Raw genomic sequence first — 25,406 nt, forward strand, 5'->3', positions numbered from 1 at the left:
CCCCAGTGAACTTTATTATTTGAAAAATAAACTTATTGTTTTAATTAACGCGTTTAATGCTAATTATCGAACTGAATACGACCATCCAGTTTGAAAACAATGGAAACGACCTGATTTTCAACAGACGTCTGCGTTTGATAACGCCAACGCGCCATGTCTTTCATCACGTCATCGCCAAAGACACCATCAGGGTTTTCCGACAGAACCCGGATATTGGTCACCGTACCGCTGCCAGTGATATCGAATTTGACGCGAACTTTACCCTCAACGCCCATGGCTTTCGCCCGGGCGGGGTAGTTCACACGGCGATGCAGCGCCTTCAACCTTTGGGTATTCGCACTGCCCGCGCCCTGTTTCGCCTGACCGCTGTCGCTTTCTCCCGTCTTCGCGGTCACGGCGCCGGAGGACATGGCGGAAGTCGATGACGAATTAAGCGAAGGGGTATCACTGACCTCACGCGCGGCGACTTGAGAAGGGGGCTGTTTTTCGACCGGTTTTACCTGCGATTGTTGGGAAACGCGCGTTTCCTGACGTGTCTTTTCAGGCGGTTTTTTCTCGCGCGCCAGCGGCTTTTTTTCGACCGCGGCAGTGACAGGCTTGGGTTCGGCGACAGGCAGTTTAATGACCGCGGTTGGCTGGCTGGGTAAGGTCACTGAGGGTTCGGGTATGCTGGCCTGTACGACGGGGACGGGTTGTTCTGAAAGCTCGGCAGACGGTTCCGGTAAAGCGATAGCGGATGACATCATCATGACTTGCATGCTTCCACCTTCGCTGCCCGCCATTTTCTCCATATTTTCCTGTGGAGAATAGCGCCAGAGAAAGAGCATCACTAAAACCGCGTGAGCAAGAAGCGATAACGTAAAAAACGTCACGGAACGCCAGCCAGACCGGTATCCCAACGGCCCTGTAGTCAGATATGGATGAGTAAAGGAGGCCACCTGCGTCCCCGATACATGAAGATTGTCACTACGCACGATCCAGCTCCGTCTTTTTAACAACAATTCCCTGGGTTACAGCGTTGGTCACAATCTTCCAGGCGATAAAAATGCTTGCGTTATTCCCGCTCACACGGCGTTGCCCGACATATGGCGGGATAGCGAGATTAAGGCTGTACAAATTACATTCGCGAATAATAATACAAATGAGAATTATTTTACAAATAAAAGCTATTTGTAAAATAAATAAAATATATAAACGATCACAAAAACAGAAAGTAGCAATATGAATTAGTTATGGATGAAAAGAGATGCGCTATCGGCGGCGCATCCGGCTTTCTTTCAGGAGGGCGCCAGGCTGAGGGAAATGTGTGGGCTACGAATATGAGGTTAGCTTAATACTCCTGATCCTCAATCAGGCGTTTTCCCAGCGTTACGCTGTCAACGATTTCGTAATCAAGCTTTTCGTACATGCCGATAACCGCGTCATTATCTTCACGCACCATCATATGGATCTTGGGGCAACCGCGGGCAATGAGTTTTTTCTCCAGTCGACTGATCAAGGCGTTGGCAATACCGCGGCCGCGATAATCCGGATGTACGCCAAGATAGTACGCGGCGCCACGATGCCCATCGTATCCGCCCATCACTGACCCCACCACTTCGCCACTTACTTCCGCGACCAGAAACAGATCCGGATCATGATTCAGCTTACGTTCAATATCCATTTCAGGATCGTTCCACGGACGCAACAAATCACAGCGTTCCCAAAGGGTGATCACTTCTTCAAAGTCATCTTGCCTGAATATGCGGATTTCCATCACGTTAGCCACTTTGTAATTAGGTCTGTTCTGATTATCGCGTGATTTTTGTCAGACGCAATCTCAAATTGCGGTTCACAGGCGGAGGCCATCACGCGCTGGCGCCGCGACCGTCTTTATCGCGCATCAATAATCGTTATACTGGCCGCATTTGTTGTCGACTTCGGACCAGATAAAAGGATGTGCGCATGTCAACCATCAGTGCTGTAAAACAATTTCTGCTTAATTTGCAGAATGATATCTGCCAGCAGCTCGCCGCCGCAGATGGCACAACCGATTTTGCTGAGGATATCTGGCAGCGGGCCGAAGGCGGCGGCGGACGCACCCGGGTGCTATCCGGCGGCGATGTCTTCGAGCAGGCCGGGGTTAATTTCTCCCATGTCACCGGCCGTTCGCTTCCGCCATCCGCCAGCGCCCACCGCCCGGAGCTGGCCGGCCGCAGCTATCAGGCGATGGGCGTATCACTGGTCATTCACCCGCAGAATCCCTATGTTCCCACCAGTCATGCCAACGTACGTTTTTTCATCGCGGAAAAACCGGGTGAGGAGCCCGTATGGTGGTTTGGCGGCGGCTTTGATCTGACGCCGTTTTATGGCTTTAAAGAAGACGCGGTGCACTGGCACAAAACCGCGCGCGATCTGTGTCGTCCTTTTGGCGCCGATGTCTATCCGCGCTATAAAACGTGGTGTGACGACTATTTTTTCCTGAAACATCGAAATGAGGCGCGCGGCATTGGCGGGCTGTTCTTTGACGATCTGAACGCCCCTGATTTTGATACCGCTTTTGCCTTTACCCGTGCGGTTGGCGAAGGATTTCCGGATGCTTATCTGCCGATTGTCGAACGCCGCAAAGCGCTACCGTGGGGAGAACGGGAGCGCGAATTCCAGCTTTATCGCCGCGGACGCTATGTCGAGTTTAATCTGGTGTGGGATCGCGGTACGCTGTTTGGCCTGCAAAGCGGCGGGCGTACCGAATCGATTTTAATGTCCATGCCGCCGCTGGCGCGCTGGGAATATCAGTATCACCCTCAGCCCGATAGCCCAGAAGCCGCACTGTACCGGGATTTCCTCCCCGTCAGAGACTGGCTGGGCAATGATGACGACAATGTCGCCGAAATGGAGTAACACACTATGCAGATTTGGGTTGATGCCGACGCCTGTCCCAATGTCATCAAAGACGTGCTGTACCGCGCGGCGGAGCGTACGGAAACGCAGACCACGCTGGTGGCCAATCAGTCGCTGAAAGTGCCGCCGTCGCGTTTTATCCGCACGCTGCGCGTTTCAGCCGGGTTCGATGTCGCCGATAACGAAATTGTCCGCCGCGTTGGTCCAGGCGATTTAGTCGTAACCAGCGATATCCCGCTGGCAGCCGAAGTGATCGAAAAAGGGGGCATCGCGTTAAATCCCCGCGGCGAACGCTATACGCCCGATACCATCCGTGAGCGGCTTAACATGCGGGATTTCATGGATACGATGCGGGCCAGCGGGATACAAACCGGCGGCCCGGCGACGTTGAGCCAGCGCGATCGGCAGCAGTTCGCCAACGAGCTGGATAAATGGTTGCATCAGCTCAGGGGGAAGCCATAAATCTTGCCTCCGCCCCGGCTGACTCCTGACGTTCAGCCGATATAAGTGGCGCGATGATAGGTGCCGTCTATTATTTCACAGCGCTGATCCGTCAATTCACGATCGACCCATGAACGCTCGGCCTGCCCGGCCTGGGTAGCCGCCAGTTTTTGGCTGTCGCGGATTTGATACTTCCGCGCTTCCTCCAGTAAAGACGCGGCGTCAGCAGAGGCGATAGCAATCACGCCATCTCCGTCGCCGACGATAATATCGCCTGGATTCACCATAATACCGCCGCAGGCGATCGGGACATTGACCTCCCCCGGTCCCGATTTAAACGGCCCGCCCGGGGTGCTGCCCGTGCCATAAACCGGCAGCGTCATGTTCTGAATGCTGTACAAATCACGCACCGGGCCATCCAGCACGATACCCGCCGCCTGTTGCAGCCCGGCGTAGGTAATCATGATTTCCCCCATCAGCGATTGATTTTCCGCGCCGTCATTTGATACCACCAGCACATCGCCGGCGGATAACATATTCAGCGCCTTGTGCACCATCAGGTTATCGCCGGGTCTGGCCTTTACCGTCAGCGCCACCCCGACCATGTTGTCGCGCAGCGGCGCGGACAGCAGACGGATCCGGCTCTGCATGGCGCTGAGCCGCCCCATGCAATCCGCGATATTCGCCACCGGAATGGTTCTGAATTGTTCAACCAGTTCCCGGGCAGGTAAGTCACGCCGCGTAAACACCCTGAATCCAATACTCATTATCGTTACCTCATTCTTCTTTGATGAGCCGGGAATGCTGGTTTGACGAACCAGTCCGTTCCGCCTGAAACGTCTTCTGCATCATTTCTCTGTCCAGCACGCCGTCCCATACCGATACAATAATGGCGGCGATACCATTGCCGATGAGATTCACAATCGCCAGTCCGGTACCGACAAACCGGTGAATGCCTAAAATCAGCACCATCCCCGCGACGGGAACCACCGGCAGTACGATGAGCGTACTGGTCAGCATGACAAACGCGGCGCCGGTGATGCCGGCCGCGCCTTTTGATGTCAGCATGGCCACCAGAATCAGAATGATCTGGCTGGTTAATGTCAGTTCCGTATTGGTCGCCTGCGCAATAAACAGAATCGCCATCGTCATATAAATATTGGTGCCGTTGAGATTAAAGGAATAACCGGCCGGTACGACCAGCGCGACAACCGATTTAGGACAGCCCATCCGTTCCAGTTTTTCCATCAGGTGCGGTAATACAACGGAAGACGATCCGGTGCCGAGAATAATCAGCAATTCTTCTTTGATATAACGTAAATAGGCCAGCAGACTAAAACGGTAGAACCAGGCAATAAAACCGTAGACCGCCAGCACGAAGGTAATTAATAAGACATAGAACCCCAGCACCATTTTTATCAGAGGGATCAGCGACGACAGGCCATAAGCGCCAATGGTATAGGCTATCGCGCCAAAGGCGCCGATGGAGGAAAGTTTTGAAATAAGGTGAACATTGTGAAAGAACACTCGTGATGCGCCTTCAACGAAGGTGAAAACGACTTTCCCTTTTTCCCCGATGGCCGACAGGGAATAACCAAACAGAATAGAAACCAGCAGGATAGCCAGTACATTGCCGGAAGAAAATGCATTAACAAAGGTTGAGGGGATAATGCTCATCGCAAAATCAACCAGATTAACGTCTTTCGCACTTTCCGTATATTTGGCTAATGCCGACGTATCCAACGTTGAGGGGTTAACATTAAATCCCAGACCTGGCTGAATAATGTGCCCGCCAATCAGACCAACGATTAATGCGACGATGGAAATCACCGTGAAATAAATTAACGCCTTTCCGCCCACTCGCCCCAGTTCTTTCATGTCGCGCATGCCGGCTATACCGACCACTACCGTACAGAAAATAATGGGGCCGATGATCATGGCGATCAGCTTGATAAATCCATCCCCCAGCGGTTTCATTTTGACAGCCAGATCGGGAAAGAAATAACCTAAAGATACGCCAATCACAATGCCGACAATCACCTGGAAATAAAGCTCTTTATAAAATGGTTTTTTTTTCATTTTTATCAGCCCAGTATCGTTATCCGGCGCTGTCTGATAGCGATTCCGATTCAGACAGTGCCGAAGGTATTGACCGAATAACGAATCCCTTCATTTCGCTTTATTCGTGTATTTCCGGAAACCCGTAGAGACGCGCGGGATTATCAACCAGCAATTTCTGCCGCAATGCCGTATCAGGACAAAAATCGAGCATCAGATCGACCAGTTCGCCATCATTCGGCATATCGTTGCTGATATTGGGATGCGGCCAGTCGGTTCCCCACAATACCCGGTCTGGCGCGGTATCAATCAGCGCCTGTGCGAACGGGATCGCATCATTAAAGGGGCGCTTGCCGGCGGAAATACGCTCCGAACCGCTGACCTTTACCCAGGCCAGCGGATTATCCGCCAGCAGCCCGCGTAACTGGGTAAACGCCTCTTGCTCCAGGCCGCGTTCCGTTTTCACCCGCCCCATGTGGTCGATAATGAACGGCAGGCGGATCTTCTGTAGCACCGCGTCGTAGGTCAGGATATCCTGCGCGTCCAGATGCAACACGACATGCCAGCCAAAAGATTCAACCCGATCCAAAATAGAGAAGAAACGCGGTAATTCCGGCGCCCCGCCCAGATGCTGAACGAAATTAAAACGGATCCCGCGCACGCCGCCCTGATCCAAACGTTCCAGCTCTTCATCGCTTTCAGATCCGTCGATCATCGCCACGCCAAGATAACGCCCCTGGCTGCGGGCAATGGCGTCCAGCATGGCGCGGTTATCGGTGCCATGACAGCTGGCCTGCACAATCACGGCGCGGGTGATGCCCAGCCAGTTATGCAGTTCCATCAGCTTTTCAAACGGCGCATCTTCCGGCGTATATTTTCGGTTGGCGCCGTAGGGAAAGGTATGGCCCGGTCCGAATACATGGCAGTGCGCATCACAGGCGCCGATGGGGAGCGCCGCTTTAGGTTTGACCGGATGCGGATCGGGAGCTTTACAGGTTTTCATAAGATGTTCCTCGCGCTGATTATTGTTGTTAGTTATGCCAGTTCGTTCGCTACCTGCGGGAAGATGCGCTGATAGCCTTCCGCATATTTAATTTTCAGGTTGGAATTGCGTGATGCCTGTACGCCGCGCTGTAGAGCAACGCGGGTGTAGTATTCCCACAGATGCTCCTGTGCAGACATGCTTTCAAACGCCTGACGCTTGATTTCCCAGACATCGCTGATATCAAGCAGTACCTGGGGTTTCCACTCGCACTGTTCCGGCTGATGCGGCTCAAATAAAAATACCGGCGTATCCGGCTGGTGACCGTGCGCCTGCGCGATAATTCTGGCTTCCTGCGCAATATGCGTGGCGAGCGGATGGTCGAAGTTATAAGGATCTTTTAATGAGTGCGAGAGGACAAATTCCGGCCGTATTTCACGGTATAACGCCGCCAGCTCAAACAGCACGGCATCGTTGACCCGCATGGGGTAATCGCCCACATCCAGAAAGCGAATATTCCCCGCCCCCAGGATCTCCGCCGCCTGTCGCGCCTCCTGTTCGCGGGCCTGTTTCACGGTCGCCATATCCATGCCGGGCTGACGCCACAGTTTGGCGGATTCACCCCGTTCGCCAAAAGAGAGGCAAACAATATGAATGTCCCAGCCACGTTTCGCATAGAGCGCTATCGCGCCGCCCGAGCGCCAGACAAAATCGGCTGAATGCGCACTGATTACCAATGCCGTTTTACGTTGTTGGTTCATATCTTCTCCTGAAATCAGATAAATGGCCGTCTTACGCCATCTCGCTATGAATAAAAGACCTCGCCTTGCATCAGCAGACGCGCGGTTCGCATCAGCGCCGCCTGCACGACGTCCCCCTGTTCATTCAGCGTTAAATAAACGCTCAGTTCACCGGTTGGATGTTCAATCACCATCTGTTTTTCGCTACCGGCGACGGTTTGAGCCAACTCACTGGCCGCCGTTCCCGGCAACGCGGCGGCAGTGGCCACCGTAACCGCCCCCAGCACGCCAATCGCAGCGTGACAGGTATGGGGGATGAAAGTACGGGTACAGAGCGTGCCGCCCGATTTCGGGGGAGCAACCAGGCAAATTTTAGGCACCGTTTTACCGGCCACATTTTCAATGTTCATTAATGGCCCGGCGGCCAGGCGCAGCGCTTCAATTCGCGCCGCCAGCGCTTTATCGCCGTTCAGCTGTTCTTTGGTTTCATATCCGGAAATCCCCATATCTTGGGCGGCGACCATCAGCACAGGCATGCCGTTATCGATACAGGTCACGCGGACACCGGCAATAAGATCGCTGCGATTTCCTGTCGGAAACAGTGAGCCGCAAACCGATCCCGCCGTGTCGAGGAAATTCAGTAATACGGGAGCGGCCGTACCGGGAACCCCATCAATACGGGCCTCGCCGCTATAGCAGGGCTTACCGCCGGGGGTTTTCAACGTCACTTCGGCAATCATGCCGGTATTCAGCGTACGGATCCGCAGACGTGTCCGATCGGCGTCGGCGTGAATCAGTCCCGACTCCAGCGCGGCCGGTCCCGCCGCCGCCAGCATATTGCCGCAGTTCGGGGTGGTATCGACACGCGCTTCGTTAATCAGAACCTGTCCAAAAAGAAAATCGATATCGGCGTTGTCATCATGGGAAAGCGAAATAATCCCGATTTTACTGGTCAGCGAATCCGCGCCGCCGATGCCGTCAATCTGTCGGGGATCGGGCGATCCCATGACGGATAAAAGAATACGATCGCGTTCGGCGATATCGTCCGGTAAATCCTCTTTACGAAAAAATGGTCCTTTTGACGTCCCGCCACGCATAAACCAGCAGGGTATTTTTTTCATACCAACCTCTTCGTTTATTCAGCCTGGATAATAATGTCATTCCGTTCGCGTTTATTGATTAATCGCTAAACTAGCAAAGCCATAAATAATAAGAAGAGGATGTCGGTACTAGCTGATTTGCATGTTTTGCATAACGGGATTTAATTGTGATGAATATCACAACAGCGAGGAGTAGAGTATTAATTAAGGTTGTACCCCATGGAAATTATACCGCTTTGTAATATTTCGATGGTCTTTTTAGCCAGCGGCGTCAGCGTTCGCTGTGATGACGTTGCCAGGACAACCCGGTTCATTAATGCCGGCTCAATGGGAAGCGCCTTTAATCCATCCACCTGCCCCACCCCATTCAGGGCGTTCGCCGGTAAAATGGCATAGCCGAACCCTTTCTTCACCAGCAACAGCAGAGAGGGAATCGCATCAATTTCAATCACCACATTAGGAACAATGCCATGCCGGGTACATTCGATTTCGACCAGATGCCGAATCATGTGTCTGCCCCCCGGCATAATCAGCGGGTAATTAATAATTTCATGCAAAGCAATGGAATTAACGGTATTGTCAGAAAAATCGGAGGGCACGATCAGACATAACTTCTCTGTCCATAAAAGCTGATAATTAAGGTATGCGCTGGGTGCAGGGTTATATAATAATGCAATATCCAGCTCACCCAATATTAATCTTTTCTGTATCCAATAAGTCAGATTCTCCGCAATGGATAGTGAGCTATCCGGATATTCGGCAAAAAAAGCGGTGACCAGATCGACGGTCAGTAATTTCCCCAGCGTGGGCGTCATACCCACATTGACTTTACCTTTGTGAATACCGTCGATATTTTTCAGCGCCTGTTCCGCCACCTCAACCTGCCGCAAAATACCTTTACCATGATCCAGCAGACGGCGACCCGCCGCGGTCAACGTCACCCCGCGACCATTACGCTGCAATAACGTCTGCTGTAGTTCCACTTCCAGCTGCCGTACCTGCCGGCTAACCAGCGATTGCGACTGATCCAGAATCAGCGCGGCCTGAGTAAAACTGCCTGATTCAGCGACCCGGATAAAACAATGAAGCTTTTTCAGATCCATACGACATCCCCCCAACGCGACATTTTCCCTTAACGGGCTCGCCGATACTGCTTTTCCTCCCACATTCTGTGAATGTCTTCACCAACCCGCTTCACAATACCCGATAAATACTTTCCGGGATGAAAGGGGCAAAAAAAATGGCCGAAGTCAGATTTTACCTGCGGCCATTCAGAGAAAAACCCGGCCTGATGCCGCGAACGGCGCCAGACGCTGTCATCACGCTTACAGCGGTTGTGTTTGCGCTTCCACCACCGCCAGCGCCACCATATTGACGATACGGCGTACCGACGCGATCGGCGTCAGAATGTGTACCGGTTTGGCAACCCCCATCAGCACCGGCCCAACCGTTACCCCCTCGGAAGAAGAGACTCGCAGCAGGTTATAGCTGATACGCGCCGACTCCATGTTGGGCATGATCAGAATATTGGCCGAGCCTTTCAGCGGACTGTCAGGCATTTGCTCACGTCGGATCGCTTCAACCAGCGCGGAATCACCGTGCATTTCACCATCGATTTGCAGTTCCGGCGCCAGTTTATTGACCAGCGCCAGCGTGGCCCGCATTTTCTGCGCCGTCGGCGAATCAGACGTACCAAAACTGGAGTGGGACAGCAACGCCACTTTAGGCTCGATACCGAAACGACGCACGGTTTCCGCCGCCATCAGGGTGATTTCCGCCAGTTGTTCCGGCGTTGGATCTGCGTTGACATAGGTATCGGCGATAAAGGTATTGCCGCTCGGCAACATCAATGCATTCATGGCGCCGGCAACATGGACGCCTTCGCGATAGCCGAAGACTTTTTCCACCACGTCGAAATGCTCTTCATACGTCCCAATGGTGCCGCAAATCAATGCATCGGCTTCACCCCGCAACACCATGATAGAACCGATCAACGTCGGATTACCGATCACCGCACGCTGCGCCTGTTCCTGCGACACCCCGCGGCGTTTCACGATCTCGAAATACTCGCTCCAGTATTCCTTGAAGCGCGGATCGGATTCATTGTTGACCACCTCGAAGTCTTTACCGACGGTCAGTTGCAAGCCCAGTTTTTGTAAACGCATCTCGATGACGCTCGGACGGCCAATCAGAATCGGGAACGCCAGCCCCAGCGTGACCAGTTCCTGCGTCGCATGCAGCACGCGCGCATCCTCACCTTCGGCGAACACGACGCGTTTCGGCTGCTGACGCGCCTGAGAAAATATCGGCTTCATGAACAGATTGGTTTTGTAGACAAACTGCGTCAGTTTTTCGATATAGACATCGAAATTCTCAATCGGACGCGTCGCGACGCCAGATTCCATCGCCGCTTTCGCAACCGCCGGAGCAATCTTGATGATCAGGCGCGGATCGAACGGTTTCGGAATCAGATATTCCGGGCCAAACGACAGTTCCTGATCGCCATAGGCGGACGCCACCACTTCGCTTTGCTCCGCCAGCGCCAGATTGGCGATCGCGTGAACGCAGGCCAGTTTCATCTCCTCGTTAATGGTGGTCGCGCCGACATCCAATGCGCCACGGAAGATAAACGGAAAGCACAGCACGTTGTTCACCTGGTTCGGATAGTCGGAACGGCCGGTACAAATAATCGCGTCCGGGCGAACTTCTTTGACCAGCGGCGGCAGGATTTCCGGTTCCGGGTTCGCCAGCGCCAGAATCAACGGCCGCGGCGCCATGGTTTTCACCATATCCTGCGTCAATACGCCGGGACCGGAGCAGCCGAGGAAGATATCCGCATCGGGGATCACGTCCGCCAGCTTGCGCGCACCGTTATCGTCAATGGCATAAGCGGCTTTGGTTTCCGCCATATTTTCTTCACGGCCTTTGTAAATCACACCGCGAGAATCACAAACCACGATGTTGTGTGGCTTCATACCCAGCGCCACCAGCAGGTTCAGACAGGCGATCGACGCCGCTCCCGCCCCCGAGACCACCAGACGAACATCGGCGATATTCTTCTCAACCACCCGCAGTCCGTTAAGCACCGCCGCGGTACAGATGATGGCGGTGCCGTGTTGATCGTCATGGAATACCGGGATCTTCATGCGCTCGCGCAATTTTTTCTCAATGTAGAAACATTCCGGCGCTTTAATATCTTCCAGGTTAATACCGCCAAAGGTTGGCTCAAGTGCAGCAATGACATCGATCAGTTTGTCTGGATCCAGCTCATCCACCTCAATATCGAATACGTCAATACCGGAGAATTTTTTAAACAGGACGCCTTTGCCTTCCATCACCGGCTTGCCAGCCAGTGCGCCGATATTGCCGAGGCCGAGAACAGCGGTCCCATTAGAAATCACCGCGACCAGATTGCCTCGCGCGGTGTATTTGTAAGCAGCCAGCGGATCTTCAGCAATTTCCAGACATGGAGCCGCCACACCGGGAGAATAAGCCAGCGCCAGATCGCGCTGGGTCGCTAACGGTTTGGTGGGCGAAACCTGAATTTTCCCGGGAACCGGATACTGGTGAAAATCAAGCGCGCTTTGCTTTAGTTGTTCATCCATTTTTTAATCCTTTATCGGTTTTTGTTGTGACATGCATATAGGGTCAGGAATACCCAGTATAGTGTTTGCAAATTGTTAAACTATGAAGGACGGCAAAAACCGGAAGTGAATACCGATTAATATAGTTATTTTATTTGATGGTTTTTTGTTCGACAGATGTATCATTATTAAGACGCTATCGTTACGCGCATAACGATGCGCGCAGGCGGATCGCGCCGATCGTCAGCGTTGCTGGGTCAACATTATTACGCACTGATGCACAACCTGACTTTTGTTGAGACAGCAAAAATCAGGTCGGATAAAACATCACGCTGCGGGAAAGGGCTACTGCGTCATATTCAGAATGGTGCGGATATTACCCGCGCTGGTGGCGATAATATCAATCGCACCGGTGCGCAACGCGCCGAGGATTGCCAGCGCCTTGGTATTTTCGGCAGCAATGGCGATCACACAAGGAATTTTGTGCAGTTCTTCAATACTGACGCCGATCACCCGATCGTTCATGACCGTATCAACGTGCTGTCCCTGCGCATTAAAGAAATCATACCCGGCGATATCGCCAATGACGCCCTGATTGAGGCTCGCATCGATAATCTCATGCGGAGTGAACCAACCCAGCTTCACCATATAGCTGTTTTCATTCATATCACCAATGCCCACCAGCGCGATATCCGCTTTGCGCGCCCGATCCAGCGTTTCCTTGATGGTGCCATTCTGCATAAACGCGTCTTTCAGCGCCCGATTCTCGACATAGGCGGGAGCATAAAGCGTTTCGCTGCTGCCGCCGAACTTCTTCGCCAGACGGCGGCTAATATGGTCGGCGTTAATCGCATCGCCGGGGCGATGCGTCCCTCCGATGCCGCAGATAAAGCGGCAGTTACGCTCAACCACATTACTGACGTGATCGGCTACCGCCGCGACGTTGCGCCCCTGTCCGACAGCCACTACCGTGTCATCCTTGAGGGTCAGCGCCAGATGGCCGGAAACCAGCGCAGCAACCTGTCGCCGCTGTTCTTCTTCATCCTGATAATCCAGGGCGATCAAGGCGCGTTTTATCGGAAACCGCTCCAGCATTTGCTGTTCAAGGCGGGTACTGAATACCGGATGATAACGCACGGTAATTTCAACAATCCCTTCCTCCTTTGCCCGTTTAAGCAAACGACCAACCTTGATGCGTGAAAGACCAAACTTCTTTGCGATCTCTTCCTGAGTAATTTCGTCCTGATAATAAGCGACGGCAATTTCAGTCAGAAGTTCGTTTTCCTGAAATCCTGGTTGCTTTTCCATCTGGTAAAATTTTCCTTAAATAAGGTTATGCGGTCATAAAGCCATTTATACAGACGCTGTACCTACAGATAAAAACCGGTGGTGATAAGAGATTGTTACATGCCGGAGAACCCGGCTCAATCCCGGCACCGTGATACTGAGATAACGTAGTAAATGGTACAAATTATAATGCAACAGAGCCAGACCAACAGGCTGATTCTGACGATATGGAAAGCGATCACAAACCGGCCTGCAACAGCTTTCTGGTTGCTTACCGCCCTTTACAATCACAGTAATCAGAGAAAGCGCATGTTATTTTGACCGCGAGTGGTGCAGTGTGTTGCCCTGCGTTACTGGTTTTTATTTCGCTTGCTTCCCCTTTTCCTCTTCTATTCAAGGAGCTCAGCCATGAACCAATTAGAAGCCCTTAAACAGTTCACCGTCGTCGTCGCCGACAGCGGCGATATCGACTCCATTCGCCAGTTTGCGCCGCAGGACGCCACCACCAATCCGTCCCTGATCCTGAAAGCCGCCAGCCTGCCCCAGTATCAGCCGCTCTTCGATGACGCCCTCGCCTACGCCCGCCAACAAGGCGGCGGCAAAGAAACCCAACTCATCAATGCCGGCGACAGACTGGCGGTGAATATCGGGGCCGAAGTGCTGAAAAGCATTCCGGGCCGCATTTCCACCGAAGTGGACGCCCGACTCTCGTTCGATCGTGGAATGTGCGTGGCAAAAGCCCGTAAGCTCATCGGACTGTATCAGGAAAAAGATATTCCCCGCTCACGCATTCTGATCAAACTGGCCGCTACCTGGGAAGGTATTCGCGCCGCCAAAGAGCTGGAGCAAGAAGGCATCAACTGTAACCTGACGCTGCTGTTCTCCTTTGCCCAGGCCCGCGCCTGCGCTGAAGCGGGCGTATATCTGATTTCACCGTTTGTCGGCCGCATTTATGACTGGTATCAGGCCAAACAACCGGCCAGTGATTATCAGGTCGAGAACGATCCCGGCGTCCAGTCGGTGCGCAACATTTATGATTACTATAAGCGCTACCGCTACTCAACGGTGATAATGGGAGCCAGTTTCCGCAAAGTGGAACAGATTCTGGCGCTGGCAGGCTGCGATCGTCTGACCATTTCTCCGGCCCTGCTGGAACAGTTGAAAAACAGCAGCGCTCCCGTAGAACGCCAGCTGACACCTTCAACAGAAGCGTTTCATCAACCGTCGCCGTTATCCGAAGCGGAATTCCGCTGGGAACATCATCAGGACCCGATGGCCGTTGATAAACTGGCTGAAGGCATTCGTTTGTTCGCCGCTGACCAGCAGAAGCTGGAAGCGATGCTGGCGGCTAAACTGTAACCTCCAGAGTAAAGCATGTCCGCTCGTAAAGAACTTGCCAATGCCATCCGCGCGCTGAGCATGGATGGCATGCATTTATCGTCTTTCTGCTTCCTGAAATTTATGGAAGATACAGCATATTGAAAAATTTCGTTTTTTCACCCATCCCGCTTTTAACGACTATGCTTATACCCAATAGATTTTCAGGATGACATAGCAGATCCCCCCTCCGAGATTATGCGTTTTCGTCATGCCGGACCTGCTGCGTTATCACTGCATCGCCCCGAAAGGCCATTCTTCTTTTTTCTTTTGCACTGTGAGCTATCGACACCGGGAGAGCGGTTCACGGCACGCCATGACCGTAGCCGTCTTCCATGCTTTGCAACATTATCATTCACCAACACATCATCGAGGTAGATAGTATGAGCCACTTCATTTTCTCTTCACCAAGAAAATACGTTCAGGGCCGCGGCGTACTTGATGAACTGGGCGAACAACTCAAGCCGTTAGGAACCAAAGCGTTTCTCATGGCAGACAGCACCGTTTGGGACATCATCGGCCAACGCGTGGAAACCGCCTTAAAGCAGGCGGGCATCAGCCACCACTACGAGCGTTTTAACGGCGAAGCCTCCGGCAATGAGATCACCCGCCTTGCGGCGCTGGCTCGTCACGCCGGCACCGATATCATCGTCGGACTGGGCGGCGGCAAAACCCTGGATACCGCAAAAGCCATCGCGGACGAGTTGAAATGCAATGTAGCGATTGTACCCACCGTCGCGTCAACAGATGCGCCATGCAGCGCCCTGTCGGTGATTTATACCGATGACGGCGTCTTTGAATCTTATCGTTTTTACGACAAAAACCCCGATCTGGTTCTGGTCGACACCGCCGTGTGTGCTCAGGCTCCCGCACGCCTGTTCGCATCCGGTATCGCAGACGGCCTGGCAACCTTTATCGAGGCACAGGCCGTACTGCGCTCTCATTCACTCTCCATGCTGGGCGGCAAACCCACACTGGCGGGGATGGCGATTGCCGAAGTTTGTGAGAAAACCCTGCTGGCCTATGGTTATAGCGCCTATAAAGCGGTAGAAAAAGGTGTCGTGACACCGGCGGTGGAATCCGTGGTTGAAGCGAATACGCTGCTTTCCGGATTAGGTTTCGAGAATGGCGGTCTGGCCGGAGCCCATGCGATCCACAACGGTTTTACCGCCATAAAAGGCGATATACATCACCTCACTCACGGGGAAAAAGTCGCATACGGCACGCTCACCCACATGGTACTGGAGAAACGCGCCGATGAAGAGATTGCCCGCTATATCCGTTTCTATCGGGCGATCAAGATGCCAACCTTGCTGAAAGATCTGCATCTGGAAAATGAACCTTTTGAAAATTTGGTCAAGGTTGGCGAACTCGCGTGCAGTCAGGAAGACACGCTGAAAAATCTGGACAGCGCGATAACCGCAGAGGATGTTGCCCACGCCATTATCGCCGTCGATGCTTTCAGTAAAACGATCGATTAACAACATCGTCCGTTAATACGTCATGTCTCCCGGTCAAGCCGGGAGACATTGAACGAGAAGCCGTCCACGTCGGGGTCCGTTACTTCGCAAACCATCCCTGAATCTGCGCATGCTGTAATAGCATAATGGTCTTAGCGTCTTTAATCCGGCCATCGCTGATCATTTCCATTGCCTGCGTAAACGGCAGTTCCAGCACTTCAATATCTTCGTCGTCCACACCGCCACCCGCATTATCCCGCAAAGATTCGTCATACTCCGCCGCGAAGAAGTGCAGCCGTTCGGTGATGCCACCGGGTGACATATAGGCATCGAACAACTTTTCGACCTTGCCGATCGCATAGCCGGTCTCTTCGATCGCTTCATTACGGATACACTCTTCCGGCGAGTGATCGTCCAGCAATCCGGCGCAGGCTTCCAGCAACATGCCGCTTTCATTACCGTTGACATAGGTGGGAATCCGGAACTGGCGCGTCAGCACCACCGTGCCTTTCTCACGGTTATACAGCAGAATAGTCGCGCCATCGCCCCGGTCGTACACCTCACGGATCTGACGAACCACGCCGCCATTCTTTCTTTTTAAATCAAATACATATTTATTAAGAAGAAACCAATGGTCAGACAGTAGCTTCTTTTCAATGATAGTAATCGGCGACGACATAACTGAACCCCATTAAAGAAAGAATCAGTGCCTGATAATAAGACGACGCATGCCGGAATGCACGAGCCTTCACCACCCCAGAGCAGTGCTGATGAGCAGATAAAGATTGAGTGAAACAACGATGAAGACGATCGCTTTACCCGTGTTCTGTACCAGACGGCTATTCACCATATCTCCCATCAACGCCTTGTTGCCGGTAAAGGACAGCAGAGGAACCAGCGCCAGCGCAATACCGAAACTCAGCACCACCTGACTCAGGACCAGTACGCGGGTCGGTTCCATACCGGAGAGAATAACGATAAACGACGGCAGCATCGTGACCGTTCGCCGTACCCACAGCGGAATATGAAAGCGCACGAACCCCTGCATGACCACCTGTCCGGCCAGCGTGCCGACAACGGTTGAAGACAGCCCGGCCACGACCAGACTCAGCCCGAAAATAGTTGCCGCCGCTTGTCCTAACAAAGGTTCCAGCGTCAGATAAGCCCGATCGAGATCGGCGATATCCTGATTACCGCTGAAATGGAACGCCGCCGCCGCTGTCGCCATCATCGCCAGATTCACAAAACCGGCGATAGTCATGGCGATGGCGACATCGACTTTGGTGGCGGAATAACGTTCCGCACGGGTATGTCTGCCCTCATGCTGCGTCAGAGAAGAATGCAGGTATATCACGTGAGGCATGATCGTCGCCCCCAGCACACCGGCAGCCAGTAGCACGGCATCAGAGGTCGGCAGACTGGGAATCACCATCCCTTTTGTCAGGGCTGACAGTTCAGGGCGAGAGAACACCAGCTCGACAATGTAAGCCGCGGCGACAAACAGCAGCAGCCCGCCGATCACCATCTCCAGCGGTTTTTGTCCGCGCTTTTGCAACGTTAAAATCAGGAAAGTCGCAATGGCCGTCAGGGTCGCCCCTTCAAGCAGCGATACCCCCAACAGCAGTTTGAAACCGATCGCCGCGCCGATAAACTCCGCCAGATCGGTTGCCATGGCAATAATTTCGGCCTGAACCCAATAAGCCCAAACGGCAGGTCGGGGAAAACGCTCGCGGATCAGCTCGGCCAGATTGCTACCGGTCGCGATCCCGAGTTTGGCAGACAGCAGTTGGATCAGCATGGCCATGATATTGGCCCAAACCACCACCCACAGCAGCGTATAGCCATAGGCCGCGCCCGACTGGATATTGGTCGCGAAATTACCCGGGTCAATGTACCCGATCGCCGCAATAAACGCGGGCCCCATCAAAGAAAGTTTGATCTTCCTTGATGTACGGCTGACTGACCCGACGGTACGGCTATCCGGCATAGTATGCCCCTTCTAACCCTGCTGTTTTATCAACTCTCACATAAATGATAATGATTATCAAGTGCATCCAGAGCGGCAATACCAATTCTTCCAATAGCCAGAGATGATGATTTACCACGTGGATAAAAACATCTTTTTAACAAATAAAAACCAACAAAATATAAACAAAAAACCCCACGCCTGAGCATGGGGTTGACGCTGACGGCTGAGTCAACGAACGAAGCGGGCGAACAGGGTTATTCTTTCGCCTTGGAAACGGCCACCATCGCCGGGCGCAGCAGACGACCATTCAACGTATAGCCTTTCTGCATCACCATCATCACATAGTTAGGCTGATGATCGGCGGACTCCAGCATGGTCATCGCCTGATGCACTTCCGGATTAAACGGCACGTTCACCTCGCTGACCACTTCAATGCCAAACTTGTGCACGGCATCCAACAGGGATTTCAGCGTCAGTTCAACACCTTCAATCATTGACGCCAACGCTTCATTGGATTTGTCCGCCATATCCAATGCGCGCTCAAGATTATCGATCACCGGCAACATTTCGCTGGCGAATTTCTCCACCGCAAATTTATGCGCCTTCTCAACATCGATCTCCGCACGACGGCGAATATTATCGGCTTCAGCGCGGGCACGCAGTACACTATCGCGTTCGCGCTGCTGCAATTCACTCAGTTGCGCTTCCAGTTCGGCAATGCGCTCATCACGCGGGTCAGCTACGTCTGTCGTCTCTGGTACGGCTTCCGATTGACGCCCTTTTGCTGCATCCATTTGATCCAAGACTTGCTCGTCAGGCGTGTTCTGTTCTTTACTACTCATGAAATTCTCCGCGGTTTAGCATTAATCTCGCTAGTTGCTATTATGGGGATCAAAACCGGGGTTTCAAGGGAACCAGTCACATATACCCAATAGATTTCAAGTTGCAGGACGGCGGCAGCCGAAGGGGCAAGGCCCACGGATGGCCGGGTAGTGAGCGCAGCCAGCGCGCCTGCAACCTGAAAAAAGATGACGGGTATATTGGTTTTGCAGAACGTCGGCACACCACGCTGAGGACAATGACAGCAATGAATAAACCATTTAATTGTATTGGTATCGTCGGCCATCCGCGACACCCTACCGCGCTGGCCACCCATGAGATGCTTTATCATTGGCTGAGCGACAAAGGTTATTCGGTGCTTATTGAACAGCAGATTGCCCGCGAACTGAATCTGCAAGACGCGCCGACCGGCAGCCTGGCCGATATCGGGCAGTCGGCCGATCTGGCCGTGGTGGTCGGCGGCGATGGCAATATGCTCGGTGCCGCACGCGTCCTGTCCCGCTACGATATCAACGTCATTGGCGTTAACCGCGGCAACCTCGGTTTTCTAACCGACCTGGATCCGGATCATGCCCAGCAACAGCTTTCGGAAGTGCTCGACGGCCATTATCTGAGCGAGCGACGTTTTATGCTGGAAGCGCATATTTGCCGCGCCGAACAGCCAAACAGCATCAGCACCGCCATCAACGAAGTGGTACTCCACCCCGGAAAAGTCGCGCACATGATCGAATTTGAAGTCTATATTGACGACAAGTTTGCCTTTTCACAGCGTTCGGACGGCTTGATCATCTCCACGCCCACGGGCTCTACCGCTTATTCGCTCTCCGGCGGTGGCCCGATCCTCACCCCTTCGCTTGATGCCATTGCGCTGGTGCCGATGTTCCCCCACACGCTCTCGGCGCGTCCGCTGGTTATCAACAGCAGCAGCACGATTCGGTTGAAGTTTTCCCATATCACCAACGATCTGGAAATCAGCTGCGACAGCCAAATCTCACTGCCGGTACAGGAAGGGGAAGAAGTTTTCATCCGTCGCAGCGAACATTACCTTAATTTGATCCACCCGAAAGATTACAGTTATTTCAATACGTTAAGCACAAAACTCGGCTGGTCGAAAAAATTATTCTAAAATTTTCGCCAGCCACTTTACTGTATATAAAACCAGTTTATACTGTATGAAATCACACCTTGTTTTTACATACAGGAAAACTATCATGCTGGCGCAACTCACTATCAGTAACTTCGCCATCGTGCGCGAGTTAGAAATTGATTTTCAGGCAGGAATGAGCGTGATTACCGGCGAAACCGGCGCCGGGAAATCCATTGCCATTGACGCCCTCGGCCTTTGCCTGGGAAATCGCTCCGACGCCAGCATGGTCAGGCCGGGCGCTACCCGCGCCGATATTTGCGCCCGCTTTTCTCTGGTCGATACCCCCATCGCACACCGATGGCTTGAAGAAAATCAGTTGGATGACAGCAATGAATGCCTGCTGCGCCGGGTGATTGGCGCAGACGGTCGTTCGCGCGGTTTTATCAATGGAACCGCCGTGCCCTTGTCGCAGCTGCGTGAGCTCGGCCAATTGCTGATTCAGCTTCACGGTCAGCACGCCCACCAGCTACTGCTCAAACCAGAACATCAAAAATATCTGCTGGATGCGTATGCGGACGAACCCAAACTACTTGGGGCGATGCAGCAAATCTGGCAGCAATGGCATCAAAGCTGCCGTGAACTGGCGCAATTGCAGCAGGCGGCTATCGAACGGGAAGCACGCCGCGAACTTCTGCAATATCAATTGAAAGAACTGAATGAATTCGCCCCCCAGTCCGGTGAATACGAGCAAATCGATGCCGAATACAAACGGCTGGCGAACAGCGGTCAGCTGCTGGCTTTGAGTCAACAAACATTGCAATTGCTCAGCGAAAATGAAGAACAGAACATACTCAGCATGCTGCACAGCGTTAAACATCAGCTCGGTGAGTTGATCAGTATGGATGAAAAGCTGTCTGGCGTGCTCAGCATGCTGGAAGAAGCCGGTATTCAAATTAGTGAGGCCAGTGATGAACTGCGTCACTACGGCGATCAAATGGATCTCGATCCCATCCGGCTATACGAACTTGAGCAACGGCTATCTCGCCAGATGACGCTGGCCCGTAAGCATCATATCGCGCCAGAAGCCTTACCCGCTTATTATCAGCAACTACTGGAAGAGCAACGCTTGCTGGAACAGCAGGAAAGCGACCACGAAACGCTCAGCGCAACGGTCAGCGCCTACCACCAGCAGGCGCTGCACGTCGCGGAACAATTGCATGTTCGTCGACAGCATCACGCCAGTGAATTAGCCCAGCTTATCACTGCCAATATGCATGAGCTGGCCATGCCACATGGTCACTTCAACATTCAGGTGAAATTTACGCCCGAATACCTGACCGCCAGCGGTGCCGACAGCATTGAATTTTGTGTCACAACCAACCCCGGTCAACCACATCAACCACTGTCAAAAGTGGCATCTGGCGGGGAGCTGTCACGTATTGCACTGATTATTCAGGTCATCACCGCACGTAAAATGGATACGCCGGCGTTGATTTTTGATGAAGTGGATGTGGGTATCAGCGGCCCGACGGCGGCGATTGTGGGCAAAATGCTGCGCCAACTGGGGGAATCGACGCAGGTCATGTGCGTCACTCACCTGCCACAGGTCGCAGGTTGTGGTCATCAACATTTCTTTGTCAGCAAGCAAACCGACGGCGCAGAAACCGAAACGCTGATGCAGCCGCTGGACAAACGCGCACGGCTACAGGAACTCGCTCGTTTACTCGGCGGCAGCGCCGTAACCAAAAATACGCTGGCAAACGCCAAAGAGTTGCTGGCGGCATAAGACAGACGGAGCCAATGGTTTGAAACGCAAACGACCGTAAAAAAGCTCAACTTTTTTGCCTTCTTGAGGTCATACTGGGGTCTTGCCGGTTTTCAAGTCAGGCAAGGTCTATTATCATCGGCAACCTATGCCCTTAAGGAATGTAATCACTATGCGCTGTAAAACGCTGACTGTCGTCGCCGCGGTGGTTGTTGTTATGCTGACTGCCGGTTGTTCCACGTTAGAAAAAGTGGTCTATCGGCCGGACATCAATCAGGGAAACTATCTGGCACCGGGTGACGTCGCCAAAATTCATACCGGAATGACCAAGCAACAGGTCGCTTATACGCTGGGTACGCCCATGATGCAGGATCCGTTTGGCAGCGATACCTGGTTTTACGTATTCCGCCAGCAGCCTGGCCATGAATCCGTAACACAGCAAACGTTGACGCTGACCTTCAGTGCCGACGGTGTACTGACCAATATTGATAACAAACCGACGCTGAACTAATTCAGTCACGGTTTTGTTGAAGGTAACATCACGCTGACAGGGTGAAATATCCCGGGCGAGCAAGAAAGAATTTTACTGCTGGATTAAGTGGTGACAAAAAAATAAGGCACGCCGTGCCTTATTTTTTTGAGCGCTCGGCACGCTGACGACGTAACTCTTTGGGATCGGCAATCAAGGGACGGTAGATCTCAACCCGATCGCCATCACTCAGCACATCGGCAAGTTTTGCGGTCCGGCTGTATATGCCGACCTTATTGGTCTGCAAATCAATATCTCTTCGCAATTCAAGCAGACCCGATGCGACAATAGCCTGTTCCACCGTGCTGCCCTCCGCCAGAGTAAGCGTACGCAGATACTGTCGCTCCGGTAATGCGTACACCACATCCACACGAATATCAGGCACTGTAAACCTCTTTGGCGCGCTGCGTGAATGCCTGCACCATATTTCCCGCCAGTTCCTTGAAAACCTTGCCAAAAGCGAGTTCAATCAGAACATTGGTGAATTCGAAATCAAGATGCAGTTCCACTTTACAGGCATCCGGACTCAACGGCGTAAAATGCCAGTCGCCACTGAGTTGGCGGAAAGGGCCATCAACCAACTGCATATTGATATTTTGATTATTGGTCAGCGTATTACGCGTAGTGAATGTCTTACTGATACCCGCTTTGGCCACATCTACCGCCGCCGTCATTTCATCAGGCGTCGATGAAATAATCCGGCTGCCCGTACATCCCGGCAGAAAGGCAGGGTAAGAAGAAACATCATTGACCAATTGATACATCTGCTCAGCGCTGAACGGCACCAGAGCTGAACGACTTATTTTTGGCATACCATTTTCCGTGATTCCATAAAACGCGCAAAATAATAGCACTGATAAGCCAACAGATAAAAATTCTGCGCGCACTATCGCACAATATCATCAACAATGACCCAGACACACGGCGGGGATTTCATTCCCTTTTACATCCAGTATAATGACGGCACTATGACAAAGAAAAAAGCGTACAAACCCGGTTCCGCTACCATTGCGCAAAACAAGCGTGCCCGCCACGAATACTTCATTGAAGAGGAATTTGAGGCCGGTCTTTCGTTGCAAGGTTGGGAAGTAAAATCACTGCGTGCGGGCAAAGCCAATATCAGCGACAGCTATGTAACATTCAGAGACGGTGAAGCGTACCTGTTCGGCGCCACTATCACACCGCTTAACGTTGCATCTTCGCATGTTGTTTGTGACCCTACGCGTACACGTAAACTATTACTCAACAAGCGAGAATTAGATTCGCTGTTCGGGCGAGTCAGCCGTGAAGGCTATACCGTCGTCGCCTTATCCATGTACTGGAAAAATGCCTGGAGCAAAGTCAAAATCGGCGTGGCGAAAGGTAAGAAAGATCACGATAAACGTGATGACATCAAAGAACGTGAATGGAAATTAGACAAAGCGCGTATCATGAAGAACGCAAACCGCTAAGCCGCTGGCTTAGCAAAGGTAAGTTCTGGTATACTAACGAAAGTTCCTTGGGGCTGATTCTGGATTCGACGGGATTTGCAAAGCCCTAGGTGCATGCCGAGGGGCGGTTGGCCTCGTAAAAAGCCGCAAAAAAATAGTCGCAAACGACGAAAACTACGCTTTAGCAGCTTAATAACCTGCTTTGAGCCCTCTCTCCCTAGCCTCCGCTCTTAGGACGGGGATCAAGAGAGGTCAAACCTAAAAGAGATCGCGTGGATGCCCTGCCTGGGGTTGAAGCGTTAAATCCAATCAGGCTAGTTTGTTAGTGGCGTGTCTATCCGCAGCTGGCAGGCGAATGTAAAGATTAGACTAAGCATGTAGTACCAACGGTAGAGTAATTCCGGACGGGGGTTCAAATCCCCCCAGCTCCACCAAATTTTGTTCTATAGAACGCTAAAGAAGTCCACTAAGCCCGCATGGCACAAGCCCTGCGGGCTTTTTTACGTCTGCTGATTGCTGTGGCGATCTTGTGGCTTCCACAACTTTTAGGTACCTTCTTAGGTACCCGAAAGGCAGGTACCCATCCAGCGGGTACCTAAATGATGGAGGTACCTATGGCACGGTTAACAAAACCCCTCACCGATACGGAGATCAAAGCCGCCAAACCACAGGAGGCGGATTACACACTGCATGACGGCGACGGTCTGCAACTGCTAATCAAAAGCAGCGGCAGAAAAGTCTGGCAGATGCGCTACTACCGGCCTTTAACCAAAAAACGCGCAAAACTGACTTTTGGCCCTTATCCCGAAGTTACTCTGGCCGACGCACGGCAACGCCGTACAGCGGCCCGCGCCCTGCTGGTAAAAGATATTGACCCTTATGAACACCAGCTTTCATTGCGCAAGCAAGCGCTGGAAATCCAATCCAACACCTTTAAGGTCGTTGCCGAACGCTGGCTACAGTTAAAAAAGAGCAGCGTCACCGCCGACTATGCCTCCGATATCCGGCGCTCCCTCGAAAAGGATATCTTTCCCGCCATCGGCGATATCAGCATTACGGATATCAAAGCGCGCACGCTGGTACAGGCAATCCAGCCTGTACAGGCCAGAGGCGCGCTGGAAACGGTAAGGCGCTTATGCCAGCGGATTAACGAGGTGATGATCTATGCCATGAACGTTGGTCTGATCGATGCAGCGCCCAGCGTCAATATCAGCAAGGCATTCGAGAAACCGCAGAAAAAGCACATGCCCAGCATCCGCCCGGATCAACTGCCGCAACTGATGCAAACGATGCGGCTGGCAAATATCGAGTTGCCGACCCGCTGTCTGTTTATGTGGCAACTTCTCACCCTCACCCGCCCTGTCGAAGCCGCTGAGACGCGCTGGCAAGAGATCGATCTGGACGCTAAAGAATGGCGCATTCCGGCTGAACGCATGAAAATGAAGCGGGTACATATCGTTCCGCTGTCAGAACAGGCGTTGGCGATTCTGGAACTTATGAGACCTTTAAGCAGCCACCGGGAATATGTTTTCCCCAGCCGCATTAAGCCGTTACAGCCAATGAATAGCCAGACGGTCAACGCCGCGCTCAAACGCGCCGGATTAGGCGGCATTCTGGTATCCCACGGCATGCGCTCCATCGCCAGCACCGCGCTTAATGAACAAGGCTTTCCACCCGATGTCATCGAAGCCGCCCTCGCCCACGTAGATAAAAATGAAGTACGCCGGGCCTATAACCGCAGCGACTATCTGGAACAACGTCGCCCCATGATGCAATGGTGGGCCGACTTTGTGAAAGCGGCGGACAACGGCAGCGTGCTGGAAGGCGGGATCCGGGGACTTAAGGCGCTCGGGTGATTGTATGAAGCCATGTTTTCT

At 52.7% G+C, this 25,406-nt stretch carries 24 protein-coding genes and 1 other RNA gene; 10 read left to right on the plus strand and 15 right to left on the minus strand.

Annotated features, from left to right (window positions below):
- Positions 1-59: 59 nt before the first annotated feature.
- Both B4923_RS11575 and B4923_RS11580 read right to left on the minus strand, forming a co-directional pair.
- Positions 60-974 (minus strand): TonB family protein, encoded by a 915-nt coding sequence (locus B4923_RS11575; protein WP_245929566.1) that lies wholly within the window; start codon positions 972-974, stop codon positions 60-62.
- A 356-nt stretch (positions 975-1,330) separates the two neighbouring features.
- Positions 1,331-1,756, minus strand: coding sequence for a GNAT family acetyltransferase (locus B4923_RS11580; protein WP_109054525.1), 426 nt, complete (start codon positions 1,754-1,756; stop codon positions 1,331-1,333).
- A 188-nt stretch (positions 1,757-1,944) separates the two neighbouring features.
- Here B4923_RS11580 and hemF point away from each other — a divergent pair, with 188 nt between their 5' ends.
- Together hemF and B4923_RS11590 are read left to right on the plus strand one after the other, a co-directional pair.
- Positions 1,945-2,880, plus strand: coding sequence for an oxygen-dependent coproporphyrinogen oxidase (gene hemF, locus B4923_RS11585; protein WP_109054526.1), 936 nt, complete (start codon positions 1,945-1,947; stop codon positions 2,878-2,880).
- A 6-nt stretch (positions 2,881-2,886) separates the two neighbouring features.
- Positions 2,887-3,342 carry a YaiI/YqxD family protein gene (locus B4923_RS11590; protein ID WP_109054527.1) on the plus strand — a complete coding sequence of 152 codons (456 nt, stop codon included), beginning with the start codon at positions 2,887-2,889 and terminating at the stop codon, positions 3,340-3,342.
- A gap of 32 nt (positions 3,343-3,374) precedes the next feature.
- On the opposite strand, the gene B4923_RS11595 is transcribed toward B4923_RS11590, so the two are convergent.
- The 8 genes from B4923_RS11595 to B4923_RS11630 form a co-directional block, all read right to left on the minus strand.
- Positions 3,375-4,088 carry an RraA family protein gene (locus tag B4923_RS11595; protein WP_109054528.1) on the minus strand — a complete coding sequence of 238 codons (714 nt, stop codon included), beginning with the start codon at positions 4,086-4,088 and terminating at the stop codon, positions 3,375-3,377.
- A gap of 10 nt (positions 4,089-4,098) precedes the next feature.
- Positions 4,099-5,400, minus strand: a complete 1,302-nt coding sequence (gene dctA / locus B4923_RS11600) for a C4-dicarboxylate transporter DctA (RefSeq protein ID WP_109054529.1) — start codon at positions 5,398-5,400, stop codon at positions 4,099-4,101.
- A 100-nt stretch (positions 5,401-5,500) separates the two neighbouring features.
- Positions 5,501-6,382 carry an amidohydrolase family protein gene (locus B4923_RS11605; protein WP_109054530.1) on the minus strand — a complete coding sequence of 294 codons (882 nt, stop codon included), beginning with the start codon at positions 6,380-6,382 and terminating at the stop codon, positions 5,501-5,503.
- A 32-nt stretch (positions 6,383-6,414) separates the two neighbouring features.
- Positions 6,415-7,122: a PIG-L deacetylase family protein gene (locus tag B4923_RS11610; RefSeq protein ID WP_109054531.1), complete on the minus strand. Its 708-nt coding sequence runs from the start codon at positions 7,120-7,122 to the stop codon at positions 6,415-6,417.
- 44 nt (positions 7,123-7,166) lie between these two features.
- A complete protein-coding gene (locus B4923_RS11615; RefSeq protein ID WP_109054532.1) occupies positions 7,167-8,222 on the minus strand; it encodes a 4-oxalomesaconate tautomerase in 1,056 nt (351 codons plus the stop codon).
- Positions 8,223-8,401: 179 nt separating this feature from the next.
- Positions 8,402-9,304 carry a LysR family transcriptional regulator gene (locus B4923_RS11620; protein ID WP_109054533.1) on the minus strand — a complete coding sequence of 301 codons (903 nt, stop codon included), beginning with the start codon at positions 9,302-9,304 and terminating at the stop codon, positions 8,402-8,404.
- A 222-nt stretch (positions 9,305-9,526) separates the two neighbouring features.
- Positions 9,527-11,806, minus strand: coding sequence for an NADP-dependent oxaloacetate-decarboxylating malate dehydrogenase (gene maeB / locus B4923_RS11625; RefSeq protein ID WP_109054534.1), 2,280 nt, complete (start codon positions 11,804-11,806; stop codon positions 9,527-9,529).
- Positions 11,807-12,130: 324 nt separating this feature from the next.
- Positions 12,131-13,093: a sugar-binding transcriptional regulator gene (locus B4923_RS11630; RefSeq protein ID WP_109054535.1), complete on the minus strand. Its 963-nt coding sequence runs from the start codon at positions 13,091-13,093 to the stop codon at positions 12,131-12,133.
- 387 nt (positions 13,094-13,480) lie between these two features.
- On the opposite strand from B4923_RS11630, the gene tal reads away from it, so the two are divergent.
- Positions 13,481-14,431, plus strand: coding sequence for a transaldolase (gene tal, locus B4923_RS11635; protein ID WP_109054536.1), 951 nt, complete (start codon positions 13,481-13,483; stop codon positions 14,429-14,431).
- A 401-nt stretch (positions 14,432-14,832) separates the two neighbouring features.
- A complete protein-coding gene (locus tag B4923_RS11640) occupies positions 14,833-15,930 on the plus strand; it encodes a glycerol dehydrogenase (RefSeq protein WP_109054537.1) in 1,098 nt (365 codons plus the stop codon).
- 79 nt (positions 15,931-16,009) lie between these two features.
- Here B4923_RS11640 and nudK read toward each other — a convergent pair whose 3' ends face one another.
- The 3 genes from nudK to grpE all read right to left on the minus strand — a co-directional run bounded on the left by nudK (position 16,010) and on the right by grpE (position 18,720).
- The gene (gene nudK / locus B4923_RS11645) at positions 16,010-16,588 is read right to left on the minus strand and encodes a GDP-mannose pyrophosphatase NudK (RefSeq protein ID WP_109054538.1); all 579 of its coding nucleotides are present in this window, start codon (positions 16,586-16,588) and stop codon (positions 16,010-16,012) included.
- A gap of 69 nt (positions 16,589-16,657) precedes the next feature.
- Complete coding sequence (locus tag B4923_RS11650) at positions 16,658-17,896, minus strand: Nramp family divalent metal transporter (protein WP_109054539.1); 1,239 nt, start codon at positions 17,894-17,896, stop codon at positions 16,658-16,660.
- Positions 17,897-18,132: 236 nt separating this feature from the next.
- Complete coding sequence (gene grpE / locus B4923_RS11655) at positions 18,133-18,720, minus strand: nucleotide exchange factor GrpE (RefSeq protein ID WP_109054540.1); 588 nt, start codon at positions 18,718-18,720, stop codon at positions 18,133-18,135.
- A gap of 245 nt (positions 18,721-18,965) precedes the next feature.
- On the opposite strand from grpE, the gene nadK reads away from it, so the two are divergent.
- The 3 genes from nadK to bamE all read left to right on the plus strand — a co-directional run bounded on the left by nadK (position 18,966) and on the right by bamE (position 22,081).
- A complete protein-coding gene (gene nadK, locus B4923_RS11665; protein ID WP_109054541.1) occupies positions 18,966-19,844 on the plus strand; it encodes an NAD(+) kinase in 879 nt (292 codons plus the stop codon).
- Positions 19,845-19,929: 85 nt separating this feature from the next.
- Complete coding sequence (gene recN / locus B4923_RS11670) at positions 19,930-21,591, plus strand: DNA repair protein RecN (RefSeq protein ID WP_109054542.1); 1,662 nt, start codon at positions 19,930-19,932, stop codon at positions 21,589-21,591.
- A 151-nt stretch (positions 21,592-21,742) separates the two neighbouring features.
- Complete coding sequence (gene bamE, locus B4923_RS11675) at positions 21,743-22,081, plus strand: outer membrane protein assembly factor BamE (protein WP_109054543.1); 339 nt, start codon at positions 21,743-21,745, stop codon at positions 22,079-22,081.
- 118 nt (positions 22,082-22,199) lie between these two features.
- Here the strand turns inward: bamE and B4923_RS11680 are convergent, their stop codons facing one another.
- Together B4923_RS11680 and B4923_RS11685 are read right to left on the minus strand one after the other, a co-directional pair.
- The gene (locus tag B4923_RS11680) at positions 22,200-22,484 is read right to left on the minus strand and encodes an RnfH family protein (RefSeq protein ID WP_109054544.1); all 285 of its coding nucleotides are present in this window, start codon (positions 22,482-22,484) and stop codon (positions 22,200-22,202) included.
- Positions 22,477-22,911 (minus strand): type II toxin-antitoxin system RatA family toxin, encoded by a 435-nt coding sequence (locus tag B4923_RS11685; RefSeq protein WP_109054545.1) that lies wholly within the window; start codon positions 22,909-22,911, stop codon positions 22,477-22,479. The genes B4923_RS11680 and B4923_RS11685 overlap by 8 nt, the downstream gene beginning before the upstream one ends.
- Positions 22,912-23,067: 156 nt before the next feature.
- On the opposite strand from B4923_RS11685, the gene smpB reads away from it, so the two are divergent.
- The 3 genes from smpB to B4923_RS11700 all read left to right on the plus strand — a co-directional run bounded on the left by smpB (position 23,068) and on the right by B4923_RS11700 (position 25,385).
- Positions 23,068-23,550, plus strand: a complete 483-nt coding sequence (gene smpB / locus B4923_RS11690; protein WP_109054546.1) for an SsrA-binding protein SmpB — start codon at positions 23,068-23,070, stop codon at positions 23,548-23,550.
- Positions 23,551-23,599: 49 nt separating this feature from the next.
- Positions 23,600-23,963: a transfer-messenger RNA gene (ssrA, locus tag B4923_RS11695) on the plus strand.
- Between the two features lie 180 nt (positions 23,964-24,143).
- Complete coding sequence (locus B4923_RS11700; RefSeq protein ID WP_109054547.1) at positions 24,144-25,385, plus strand: integrase domain-containing protein; 1,242 nt, start codon at positions 24,144-24,146, stop codon at positions 25,383-25,385.
- Positions 25,386-25,406 lie beyond the last annotated feature (21 nt).

Origin of the sequence: Brenneria roseae subsp. americana (genome assembly GCF_003115815.1) — a bacterium.
GTDB lineage: Bacteria > Pseudomonadota > Gammaproteobacteria > Enterobacterales > Enterobacteriaceae > Brenneria > Brenneria roseae.